At 39.9% G+C, this 12,012-nt stretch carries 8 protein-coding genes and 2 pseudogenes; 9 read left to right on the top strand and 1 reads right to left on the bottom strand.

Annotation, left to right across the window (positions count from 1 at the left end; all coding sequences use genetic code 11):
- Positions 1-199: 199 nt before the first annotated feature.
- The 6 genes and pseudogenes from J7I96_RS27425 to J7I96_RS27400 form a co-directional block, all read left to right on the top strand.
- Positions 200-670: a 2,4'-dihydroxyacetophenone dioxygenase family protein gene (locus J7I96_RS27425; RefSeq protein ID WP_251025223.1), complete on the top strand. Its 471-nt coding sequence runs from the start codon at positions 200-202 to the stop codon at positions 668-670.
- Positions 671-1,152: 482 nt separating this feature from the next.
- Complete coding sequence (locus J7I96_RS27420) at positions 1,153-2,049, top strand: 3-hydroxyacyl-CoA dehydrogenase (protein WP_214771404.1); 897 nt, start codon at positions 1,153-1,155, stop codon at positions 2,047-2,049.
- A 324-nt stretch (positions 2,050-2,373) separates the two neighbouring features.
- Positions 2,374-3,139: pseudogene (locus J7I96_RS27415) on the top strand (alpha-hydroxy-acid oxidizing protein).
- Between the two features lie 16 nt (positions 3,140-3,155).
- Positions 3,156-3,917 carry a class II aldolase/adducin family protein gene (locus J7I96_RS27410; protein WP_214771401.1) on the top strand — a complete coding sequence of 254 codons (762 nt, stop codon included), beginning with the start codon at positions 3,156-3,158 and terminating at the stop codon, positions 3,915-3,917.
- 160 nt (positions 3,918-4,077) lie between these two features.
- The gene (locus J7I96_RS27405; RefSeq protein WP_264894889.1) at positions 4,078-5,385 is read left to right on the top strand and encodes an MFS transporter; all 1,308 of its coding nucleotides are present in this window, start codon (positions 4,078-4,080) and stop codon (positions 5,383-5,385) included.
- 217 nt (positions 5,386-5,602) lie between these two features.
- Positions 5,603-5,800: pseudogene (locus J7I96_RS27400) on the top strand (flotillin family protein); the annotation flags it as partial.
- Between the two features lie 485 nt (positions 5,801-6,285).
- On the opposite strand, the gene J7I96_RS28545 reads toward J7I96_RS27400, so the two are convergent.
- The gene (locus J7I96_RS28545; protein WP_214771399.1) at positions 6,286-7,674 is read right to left on the bottom strand and encodes a M28 family peptidase; all 1,389 of its coding nucleotides are present in this window, start codon (positions 7,672-7,674) and stop codon (positions 6,286-6,288) included.
- Between the two features lie 645 nt (positions 7,675-8,319).
- On the opposite strand from J7I96_RS28545, the gene J7I96_RS27390 reads away from it, so the two are divergent.
- The 3 genes from J7I96_RS27390 (at position 8,320) to J7I96_RS27380 (ending at position 11,445) form a co-directional block, all read left to right on the top strand.
- Positions 8,320-8,529: a YolD-like family protein gene (locus J7I96_RS27390; protein ID WP_396020159.1), complete on the top strand. Its 210-nt coding sequence runs from the start codon at positions 8,320-8,322 to the stop codon at positions 8,527-8,529.
- A 622-nt stretch (positions 8,530-9,151) separates the two neighbouring features.
- Entirely contained in the window at positions 9,152-9,781 is a 630-nt protein-coding gene (locus tag J7I96_RS27385) for an NAD(P)H-binding protein (protein ID WP_214771397.1), read from the top strand.
- A 47-nt stretch (positions 9,782-9,828) separates the two neighbouring features.
- Positions 9,829-11,445: an FMN-binding glutamate synthase family protein gene (locus J7I96_RS27380; RefSeq protein ID WP_214771395.1), complete on the top strand. Its 1,617-nt coding sequence runs from the start codon at positions 9,829-9,831 to the stop codon at positions 11,443-11,445.
- The last annotated feature ends 567 nt before the right edge of the window (positions 11,446-12,012 follow it).

Genomic DNA, 12,012 nt, shown 5'->3' with positions numbered 1-12,012 from the left:
TTATCAGAATGAAATTAATTGGTACACTATATTTGTGAATATATTGAATATTCCAAAAAAATATAAAGAATAGGAGGTTTTCACTACCAATATAATATTTGTTTTTCCGATGCTTACAGTAATGATGTGCAGTTTGTTCGGTAGAAGTATAAGTTAAGAGAGAAAAAGACTGTAAATAAATGGAAAGAGGGGAATGGAAATGAAATTTGCAAACAACGTACTACCGTCTAATTATGTTGACCCGAAGGAGTTGCCTTGGGTTCCGACTGGATTAGGTGGTATGGAAACAAAATTATGTAAGGTAAACCCAATAACAGGTCAATATATTGTGCTCACCAAAAGCCCTGGGGGTGACCAAGACGTGCCTGCCCACCTTCATCATGGCCCAATAATTGTCTATACTATTCAAGGTAAATGGAAGTATGTTGAAGAGGAATGGGTATCAGGACCAGGGGACGTGGTATTTGAACCAGCTGGTTCACTGCATAGGCCAGTGGCTATATCTCAAGATGAAGATATCATGACATTTGTTGTCATTGATGGCGCACTTGAGTTTAAAGATGAAAACGGCAACACCTTATTTATCAGCAATTGGCAAACGTCATTGGAGAAATATCACCAATATTGTGCTGAAAACGGTATCGAACCGGTTGATGTAACAAGATTTTAATTCAATCCATATTCATTACTAGGATGCTAGTGTCTTTCATCTCATAGGGCAATCGTCCAAATAGTAGATGGTCTGAAATAACAGTCGATGAGGTCGTTCATAGGGAGAAATACTCCATTTATAATACAACAAAGTTGGTAATAATACACGATTTTTGAAGGCTATATATCATGCCTTCAAAAATCGTGTACAAGAAGTGCGAGATGAGTACTCAGCTATATATGTGAAAATATTAATTCAATTATATCGTATCAGTACCATTGTATTAATTAAATCAGAGGACGTGAAACACTGGGAATGTTCCATATAGACAATAGAAAAGGTCAGGCGATTCCTTTCCGAATCTAATATAAAGAACTATACATTAGGACAAGAATATACTACTTTCATTTGGTAAATAGGTTTCACTTGTAAATCTTCAAAAATAGTCATAACAAGTGTAAACAGGAACCTTGAAAAGGATGAAAGAGGAGATTGAAAGTATGGAATATATGAATATAACCATTGCTGGTAGTGGTGTTTTAGGAAGTCAGATTGCCTTTCAAACTGCGTTTAAGGGATTCAATGTAACAGTATATGATATTGATGATGAAGCTTTAGAACGTGCAAAGGTAAGAATCAGAAATTTAGAACTGCGTTATCAAGAAGATTTAGGAGCTTTAGAGGAAGAAGTGAATTCGGCTTATAATCGCATTTCTTTTTGCAGTGTTTTATCGAAAGCTGTGTCCAATGCTGACCTCTTGATTGAAGCCATTTCTGAAGTAGTTCAAATTAAAGTTGATTTTTATAAGGAGTTAGGGAAAGTAGCACCTGAGAAGACCACATTTGTGACAAACTCCTCTACATTATTACCAAGCCAATTTGCGGAAGCGACAGGACGCCCAGAAAGATTTCTGGCTTTACATTTTGCAAATGAAATTTGGAAAAACAATACGGCAGAAATCATGAAACACAAGGAAACCGACATGAAAGTGTTTGATGAAGTGATTGAATTTGCAAAAACGATTGGTATGGTGGCTATACCCCTATACAAAGAACAGCCAGGATATATTCTAAATACTTTATTAAGTCCGTTTTTAGAGGCTGCTACGTATTTGGTGATGAAAGGGATTGCTGATCCAGAAACTGTTGATAAGACTTGGATGATAGCTTCTGGTTCTCCTATAGGGCCGTTTGGTGCTTATGATGTTATTGGTTTTAATACTCCATACAATGCCCTTCTTGAAAAAGCAAAAGCTGGTGATAATCAAGCTGCTGAAGTTGCTGAGTGGTTAAAAACAGAGTTTATCGATAAAGGGAAATTTGGAAGAGAATCAGGAGAAGGATTCTACAAATATCCTAACCCTAATTACATGAAACCAGATTTTTTAAAAAGTTAAATAGTAGAGTTATTTATATACTGACTAATCAGCATTGGTATATTAGTGAAGTTGTCTGTACTGTGGAAACTTCCATAATTCTAGGTAGATACCCTCTGAATGGAATGTACACTTCATTCTTAGTATGAGTGATATATTTTAACTCCCTTCTCGGAAAATCTGTCATCGCTATCCTATGATGCCTTAGCCCGATTAAGTCAGCAGGCTGGCAGTGGCGAATATGACCCGGTAATACCGAACGGGATTGTACAACATCGATGGTGGGTGGTCTCAGCGATTGCCGGTGTAGAACTGTTTGAAAGAGTAAAGAAAGAGAGTTGTTCCATGGAAGAGGTGGCTGATGTCATGGATACTTCACCCAGGTGGTATCAATTGTGTTGGAGTAAAGATCGCAACATAGCTGCAAGTATGCTCCGTCGTGCAGAAGCGGCCGGTTATTCCGCTTGTTGTTACACTAGATACCCCGATGATGGCATGGCGAGAGTTCGATCTTGCAAATATGTATCATCCATTCTCGTTTGGAGAAGGACTCGGTAACTATTTGAATGATCCTGCTTTTTGTGCAAAGTTACTGAAACCGCCTAAAGAAGATATGAGTGGTGCCATTTCCCTTTGGTCGCAGATATTTGGAGATACCAGTCTGACATGGGAAGACTTAAAGTTTCTCCGTGATCACACGAAATTACCAATCTTATTGAAAGGAATTCTTCACTCTGGAGACGCAGAACTGGCGTTAAACTACGGCGTGGATGGTTTAATCGTATCTAACCATGGTGGGAGGCAGGTGGATGGGGCGATAGCGGCACTGAATGCGCTGCCAAAAGTGTGTGACGTTGCCCAGGGAAAAGTTCCTGTACTGTTTGACAGTGGCATTAGACGCGGTGCAGATGTAGTAAAGGCATTGGCTCTCGGGGCGTCTGCTGTTCTCCTGGGAAGACCTTATGACTATGGATTGGCATTAGCAGTTGAACAAGGTGTCCAAAAGGTTATTCGGAATCTCATCGCTGATATGGATTTAACAATAGCCCTTTCCGGCAGAAAATCTGTGGTGGAACTTGACCGAACCCTTTTGGTAGAGGCCAAAAATTAAGGAGGATAGATAAAATATGGTAACAAAAAATTTAAAAGAACCACCGACTTTCAGTTCTGTTGAAGAAGAAAGGAAACATATCAAACAACGTCTTGCAGCTGCTTTTCGCTTGTTCTCCAAATTTGGATTTGATGAAGGCGTAGCCGGTCATATCACGGCAAGAGATCCGGGAGAAAAAGATTGTTTCTGGGTGAACCCGTTCGGCATGCACTTTAGCCAAATCAAGGCTTCTGATCTGATTCTGGTTAATCACAATGGTGATGTGGTAGAAGGGGAGAGGCCTGTTAATCGGGCAGCGTTCACTATTCACTCCCAAGTACATTCTACACGTCCGGATATTATCGCTGCGGCCCATTCGCATTCCGTATACGGGAAAACGTGGTCGACCCTGGGACGTTTGCTCGACCCCATCACGCAGGATGCCTGTGCTTTTTACAAGGATCATTCGGTGTTTGATGATTACACAGGTGTGGTCCATGACCTTGAAGAAGGAAGACGTATAGGCAAAGCGCTTGGGCCTCATAAAGCGGTCATCTTGCGTAACCATGGTTTACTCACTGTTGGGAAAACGGTAGATGAGTGTGCATGGTGGTTCATCACGATGGAACGTTCCTGTCAAGCGCAACTAATGGCTGAATCAGTCGGTAATCCTGTGCTCATTGACGAACATCATGCAGAGCGTACAAGTAACTATGTCGGATCTCCGCAAACGGGTTGGTTTCAGTTCCAGCCTTTATGGAGTCGAATTGTCAAAGAACAGCCTGATTTATTGGAATAGCCATTTCTTAAGTTGTTGTGAGTTCACTCACAAATGTCGGAGTCTTCGCCGCCCACTTCTTTGTCTTTTATTTTGATATTTTCACCGGTATTACACCTCCAGTGTCTATTACATCTTATATCACAGCAGGTATCGCTAAACTATAAAGGAGAGATGCTCTGTGACTGAAAGTCAAGTCTCATTTGAAAATCGTACGATGAAAAAGGTGATGAGAAGAATTATTCCGTTTGTTTTTATTTTGTATGTCATCGCCTTCCTTGACCGGGTCAATTTGGGGTATGCAGCCTTAGAGATGAATAAAGACCTTGCTTTAGCAGCCGAAGTGTTTGGACTTGTATCGGGTATTTTTTTCATCGGATATTTTCTGTTTGAAGTGCCGAGCAATATTTTGATGGACCGCATCGGGGCAAGAATTTGGCTGGCAAGAATTTTGATAACCTGGGGTTTGATCGTTGTTTTGACCGGTTGGGTGCAATCCGCTGCTCATCTGTATATTTTACGTTTTTTATTGGGGGCTGCTGAGGCAGGGGCTTTTCCTGGGATCCTTCTGTATCTTACTTATTGGTTTAGAAGCAAGGAACGGGCCCGGGCAGTCGCCCTGTTTACCATGTCTGTCCCTGTAGCAGGAATCATTAGCGCTCCGGTTTCCACTTGGATTCTTGACAATATCACCTGGTTCGGCATGACAGGATGGAGATGGATATTTATTGTAGAAGGAATCCCTGCTGTTATTCTCGGAATCGTTACCTTATTTTATTTAACTGACCGTCCGAAAGATGCAAAATGGCTTACAGAAGAAGAGAAAACTTGGCTGGAGGGCGAACTGAAAGCTGAACATGAGGCAAAGGTCAAGGTGAACAACTACTCAAAGAAGGAAGTATTTAAAAATGCTGATGTATGGATGCTGGGATTCGCCTACTTTACGTCGCTGGTAGGAATGTATGCATTAAGTTTCTGGATGCCGTCTATTATAGATTCGCTATCTGGGACGTTGTCTAATACATTGATCGGTTTATTAGCGATGATTCCATTTATTGCAGGGGTTATTGCAATGGTATTATGGGCTCGTCATTCGGATAAGAAGGGTGAAAGATGGATCCACACGATAGCAGGGTCTATTTTTGCCGCAGCAGGTTTTATCGGATGTGCATTAACTGACAATCCATATATCGCAGTTGCTATGTTTACGATTGCATCAATGGGTATCTTTGCAGGTGCAGGACCCTTCTGGTCACTTCCGAGTTTATTTCTTACAGAAACATCAGCTGCAGTCGGCATTGCCATTATAAATTCTGTAGGTAACTTAGGTGGTTTAGTAGGGGCTGCTTTGCTTGGTTTTTTTGGATTCAGCACCGGATTATTATTGACGAGCACATTGTTTGTAGTTGGTGTCACATTAATATTAATAGTAAAAAAACGGCAATCTCAATTCCAACCATCTTTGGATGCGAAAGGGGAATCAGTGTAGTTTAAGGCCATTCGCGGCTCTCGTAATTAGAGAGGAAATAAGCTAATATTTGTGAGACCCTGCCGCACAGAATCCATGATACAAAAAACAGAATAAGAATCTCGAAGCCAAGTGGTGGTGTGTGAAAGATCAGTAATCCACAACTTAGAAATCACCGACAAGTCTTTGCGTACAAGTGTAAGAGCACCTCAAGAATAATGCGTTTGGAGTTGTTGCGAATGGCGGGGCTAATAAAGTGACTGGGTATGCAACGGATTTAATGGCATCCTTGCAGGAGTCATTAAAAGCATCTTCGGGAATTGATGTCAAAGACTTGCTTGAGAATTTCTCGGGAAAACGAAATTTACCATTCACCACCATCAGCCAGGAGAATGTCAAAGCGAGCATGAATATGGCAGCAAGTAAGGAAGAGTAACAGGGGAAAATTTAAGGGAGGTAAGAGCTACTTGTATGCTCTTACCTTTTTTGAATAGTTTGGCTTATAAAAGGGATGATCAGTTTATCTAACAAATATGTCGTTATACGCTGTTTTCTAGTAATTCATCATCCTTTGTTTTTGTTGGGGATAAATGAAAGCAATTAAATTAATTTATTTGTCAAAGTCAAAAGCCAGTTATAGTCATAAAATCCATACAATAATAAAGGTGAAACTAAATTAGATTGTTTTATGGGTTAAGGGTAAACAGGACAAGCAGCTAAAAATCTAAATCGGAACTTCATTGGTCGAATTAGATAATACCTATTAAAAAAAGTTTCGGAAGCTTTGCAAAATGATAGCGTAAGTTAAAAAGGTTTTTGCTTTATAGGCTGGCCGATAAAAAGAAGAGAGCATCTGTAAACTACACAGGTGCCCTCCTGATTTTCTCCAAGATCCATTATTAATCTAGTAATTCTGTACAACTAATCTACCGGACGGTCATCAAAATCATAGTCTACCGTGCCAGGAGCTACACGTGCATTTGTTAATGCCGGAGTTTCCGGACGGGCAATTTGATACACACTGGCACCGACAATTTCAGCTGATTGCTGCAATTTTTCTTTCGATATCTTATCCAGTGTATCTGTAGGCTGGTGATACCAAGGCTCTACAGGGGAATGAATAAACAAGGCGGATGGAATGCCAAGTTCATGGAATGGTTGGTGGTCACTCCTGCCCAGCTGTCCATAAGGAATCGCAACATCCATCGTTCTGGCCCCTGCTGAGGAACCCAGGTCCGTCACAAGGTTTTTCATTCCATCAATGGTATACATAATCAAACCACCTGCAGGATTATCCTCGCCAGCATCACGTCCGCCTATCATATCCATTTGGAAGTGAGCCACCATGCGGTCTACATCCTCTTTGGGAAGGGAATCAGCATAGAAGGATGATCCAACGAGCCCTCTTTCCTCAGATCCGAACGTGAGGAAGCGAATTTCAGTGTCAATTGGCGTTTTGGCCAGGATCCTTGCCAGTTCCAGCACAGCTGATACACCCGAAGCATCATCGTTTGCACCAGGGCCGCCCGGGACAGAATCATGATGGGCTCCCACAGTCACGATTTGACCATTATCCTTATTGGCTTTTGGTTTTAGGGAAGCGATGACATTGTAGGATGTCTTTTCGATTCTTTCAGCTTTTCCCACTTCCAGAGTGGACGTGATTTGTTTAGTTTTAAGCTGTTCGACCAACTCTAACCCTTGGGCTTGGGTAATGGCTACAGCAGGTATATTTTGCCCCGCTGATACTTGTCCGAAATTATTTCCTGATGGTGAGTTGTTGTACATTAAAACGCCAACCGCTCCTTTATTTAAGACATTCTGAACCTTTTCAACAAAGGTAATGTCCCCACGTTCAACTAGTGCAATTTTCCCGGATACATTTTCTCCAACTTCCTCTGGCTTTGCTTTTCCGACATTAACAAGTTCGGCCGTTACCTTCCCGCTGATACTGCCGCTAAGGGCACGCGGTGTTCCTCCTAAATCACTTTCACCAATTTTCACTTTTACATTTTGCACCGTATCATAGATGGGAAAAGGCTGAATCTTTGTTTCAAAACCAAGACTTTTAAACTGACTTTCTATGTATTTGACTGCACGGAGCTCCCCTTCTGTACCAGCAGCCCTCGGTTGCTCTGATAGATAGGCAATCGTATTATACATATTGTCCGCACTAATTTTTTTGATAACTTTGTTATCAAAAGCTGTGTCAGACTGGGCATTTATTGCTCCGTTTGTTTGTGCAAATACTGTACCAGTAGATAGAACCATACCCGCAGCTAATAGTACTGTTAGTGATTTTCTATACATATAATCCCTCCTTATTCATAATCTTCCTAATTATGCATTTAACTGAATAATTTGTAAATGAGGCATTAGTCTTTAAATTCCGAATATCAATCGGTATCTGACACCCGCTTTCCCTTAAGATTATGCCGCAAAGAAAAAGCGATCCTTCTTAATGAAGAATTGCATCACGTATTCAAGCCATCAATAAATTGTATTGTAAAAAAATGATCAAACATTCAAATCTATCAATCTCTTTTAAACCTAACTTTTGAAAAGCAATACCGTTTAGTCCAAATGACAATTTGAAAAATATAGGAAGTTTAATTCTTTCTAGACTAGAAAATCTATGAATGATCTTGGAATGACTTTGGATATATCATGAAAGAAATCAGCCCGTTTTGTCGATAAGGGAGTGCGCCAATAAGACGCGGATATTATACGTTAAGTAATTTTCAGTCTAAAAGTCAATTCACTTAATATCCATTTTTTTATTACTGATTTTACTATTTCCTAGGCTATTTGATTTTCCTAAAATATTCTAATGTTCAAACTTTCACAAATTGTTCACAACAACAATGAAAACGCTTACTGTTTTCATTGTATAATATATATATCCTAATTGATTTCATAGTTTTGCACCACTTATCATACAATTTTAATAAATAATTGAATCGACAGAAAGGAGATAATCAGTTGATCTTGAAATCGTTGAAAAAAAAGGGTATAACAACCATCATTTATAATAAAGAAGGAGTATTAAAAACATGCAAGGGACAATTGCATAAACTTAACCTTAATGAACAAACCCTTTCCTTAAAGGATGAAAATCAAAAGATTTTCTCTATTCGTTTATCTCGTATTATGGAAATATATTAATTTAATTGCTTTCATTTAATATATTAAAATTACAATATATTTATTAATCCCGAATCTCTAGTTTATTACTAGAGGTTCTTTTTTCATATATGGAAAGCTTGTCAGTTTAGCATTCCTGTAGTTAGTAATTTTTCAGTTTTGAAAAAAATGGGGATCCTCATTTCCGGATTGATAAATATAGTTTTTATACTTTATAGATGGCCAGTATCCTTCGTGTGGAATTCCTCAATATGGTGTTCGTAAGAAAGTTTGGGTGCGATTAACTATGGAATGTATGAAAAAACTAATTTTTATAAGAGATAATTTTAGGTTTAGTTTCCCCAGGAAATAATCTTCATTAATGTCAAGTTTTTTATAATCACCTAAATCAAACCCAATTTACTCCACAAGAGCAGTGTAGTTGGGTTTCTTTATTTTTAAATTGTACAGCTTCAGTAATAATGGATGTCAGATAGAGATTACGTACGTCCAATATAAGTAAAAAAAGTGAATAAATAGGGTTCCCTAATATTTAACAATCAAAGAATCGTTAAAATTAACGAAACGGCAGAAGACGCTTAATTGTTTCATTATACATTAAAGTGGTAAATATAAATTATGAAACTAGCAGGGAGGTATTAAAATGAGAGTTCTAGTAATAGGAACAGAGGACATGACCGGAGAGCACGTTGTAAAACAGCTGGCAGACAGGCACCATAGCCCGGTAGCACTGGTGGGAGCAGAAAATAAAGTAGAGGAAATGGTTAAACTTGGAGCAAGAGATGTAGTTTCTTTGGAAAGTAGGGATTTTTCCAGTGCTTTTTCGGGCTGTGAAGCAGTAATCTACCTGAGTGGCGCCAGTCCTCGGACGGGGGAGGGCAAACCAATACTGGTTGACCATCAGTCAATAATGGACTCAGTTGAGGCTGCTAAGAAACATGGGGTGAAGCGCTTTGTTCTGATGAACACCATGCGAGCAAAAGAAGTGGAGAGCTTAGATTCTAGTACAAGCGATGTCAAGTACCATTCGGAAGAGCTATTAAGACAGGAAAAGCTTACATATACGGTTATACGGACAAGTATGCCTGTGGATAAGCCGGGAATAGGTAAAGTAGAAGCTGGACCATCAATTGTGCATGACAAAGGCGAGATACCAAAAGAGGATATTGCTTCTGTATTGGTCAAAGCGCTGGATACTAAAGAAGTATTTAATAAAACGTTCCATGTAACTTCTGGAGAAATTCTGATTAATGAAGCACTCCAAAGATTATAGATAACTCGAGTAACTTGCACAAAAAATAAGAAGCAAAGGGTGATAAAATGTCCAAGTTAAAAAATTACCTTCCTACAGTTTTAAAAGGATCTGCCGTGTTAGGGACAGTTGCGGCCGCAGCGTACTTTTACCGAAAGGATGATACACAAAAACAACATTCAATCCTGAGGAATTTCCCCCTAATCGGCAGAATAAGATACATGACAGAGCAAATAGGACCTGAACTTAGGCAGTATTTATTTGAAAATAATAATGAAGGCACCCCTTTCTCAAGAAAGGAATTCGAGGATGTTGTAAAAGCAGGAAAATATAAGGAGCGTTTAATCGGATTTGGATCGGAACGTGACTTCAATGAGGCTGGATACTATATTCGAAATAGTATGTTTCCCAATCTTCGGGAAGAATTGAGAATAGATAATAGCCAAAAAATCAATACAAAGGTATATGAAGTAGATGAGGAAGGTCTATTGACCAGAAAGGAGAAGCGGGAAGATAGACAAATAGAACCGTACTTTTTACGAGACGAGGATGCTGTCATAATCGGAGGGGATACATGCCGGAATCCCTTTAAATTAAAGGGGCTCGTAGGACAATCTGCAATGAGCTACGGGGCACTCGGTGAGAATGCCATCACTGCACTGTCGAGAGGATTAGGGCTTGCAGGGGGAACATGGATGAATACTGGTGAAGGTGGTCTTTCCAAATATCATCTCTCCGGAAATCCTGACATCATGATGCAAATCGGTCCGGGACTGTTTGGAGTAAGGACACCAGGTGGGGAGTTCTCCTGGGAAGAATTCAAGAAGAAAAGTGAAATAGAACAAGTAAAGGCATTTGAAATTAAGCTGGCACAAGGTGCCAAAATCAGAGGAGGGCATATTGAAGGTCAAAAGGTGACAGAAGAAATTGCACAAATCCGCCTGGTAGAACCTGGCCAAACGATCAATAGCCCAAACCGGTTCTATGAATTCAAGAATTTTAATGAATTGTTCGAATTTGTGGAAAGAATGAGGGATGTAGGCGGAAAGCCCATCGGTATCAAAATTGTTGTAGGGGATCTTGATGCACTTGAGGAAATGACGAAAACCATGAAAGATACAGGTAAAGGGCCGGATTTTATCACGGTGGATGGCGGAGAAGGCGGAACTGGGGCAACCTATCAGGAGCTTGCAGATGCAGTCGGACTCCCAATTATGTCAGCCTTGCCAATCGTAGATGAGATGTTAAAAAAATATGGTGTACGTAACCGGGTCAAGCTGATTGCATCAGGCAAGCTGACTTCTCCAGATAAAGTGGCGGTCGCTTTAGCGATGGGGGCAGATTTAGTCAATATAGCCCGCGGTTTTATGATTAGCGTTGGCTGCATCATGGCTGAAATCTGTCATACAAATCATTGCCCTGCCGGAGTAGCCACAACTGATTCAAAGTTGCAGGAAGGTCTGGTCATTGAGGAAAAACAATACCGAGTCGCCAATTACGTTATATCCCTCCGAGAGGGGCTATTTAACCTTGCAGCTGCCGCAGGTATAGATACTCCGACCAAATTTGAACGAAAACACATCGTTCACAAGGATGAATGGGGAAGAGTTTCTCCTGTCAGGGACATCACCCTCACTCCCGAAAAAGTGGAGAAGTTAAGAAATAAGGAAAAAGTGGAGAAATAGAGTTGTTTTTTTAAAAAAAGGTTGAAGAAAAACGAAATTGCATGGCGGAATTTTTATTTTTATGATTAGTAGAAACTCGTCAAAAAGGTAAGCCTTTGCTCAATGCAGCAAAGGCTATTTAAGTGCGTTCGGCATTGATGCAATGTATATGGGCAAGTATCGAATCATGAAGGCATTAGTAATGATTGGTCTGGCTGGGGCAGAAGGAGAGAGCCGAGTCAGGCATTTCAAGATTAATCTTAACCGTAGGGGGAATTTGCTTTACGGCTTTAAGAATATAAGTATGTGGACGTTTCCCGAAAGCTTCCGATAGGTGACTGGCAGGAAGTCATCCGTTTGGCAGGTCAGAAAATGGGCTGGAAAGTCTTAATCGATTTTTATTTCAGAATAGAATAAAGTATAAATAGTTGAATATTACTGTTTCAAACACAGGGGTCATGAATAAAAATAAACAACCAAGGGAGAACCCTAATTGGTTGTTTATTTTTTATTTTGGCTCCTTTCGTAAAGATTGTTGTTTTTAATACGAAACTTTTTAAGATTGATTGGAGCGGAAGTGCGAGACTC

The sequence above is a fragment of the Bacillus sp. ISL-78 genome (assembly GCF_018613455.1).
Classification (GTDB): domain Bacteria; phylum Bacillota; class Bacilli; order Bacillales; family DSM-1321; genus Peribacillus; species Peribacillus frigoritolerans.
The sequence above is the reverse complement of the archived record's forward strand: the minus strand, read 5'-3'. Positions and strand labels throughout refer to the sequence as shown.

What these genes read in the sequence shown, in the direction of transcription:
- J7I96_RS27385 (WP_214771397.1), top strand. Translation starts at nt 9,152, where the DNA reads ATGAGAGTTCTAGTAATAGGAACAGAGGACATGACCGGAGAGCACGTT.
- J7I96_RS27410 (WP_214771401.1), top strand. Translation starts at nt 3,156, where the DNA reads ATGGTAACAAAAAATTTAAAAGAACCACCGACTTTCAGTTCTGTTGAA.
- J7I96_RS27425 (WP_251025223.1), top strand. Translation starts at nt 200, where the DNA reads ATGAAATTTGCAAACAACGTACTACCGTCTAATTATGTTGACCCGAAG.
- J7I96_RS27420 (WP_214771404.1), top strand. Translation starts at nt 1,153, where the DNA reads ATGGAATATATGAATATAACCATTGCTGGTAGTGGTGTTTTAGGAAGT.
- J7I96_RS27380 (WP_214771395.1), top strand. Translation starts at nt 9,829, where the DNA reads ATGTCCAAGTTAAAAAATTACCTTCCTACAGTTTTAAAAGGATCTGCC.
- J7I96_RS28545 (WP_214771399.1), bottom strand. Translation starts at nt 7,674, where the DNA reads ATGTATAGAAAATCACTAACAGTACTATTAGCTGCGGGTATGGTTCTA.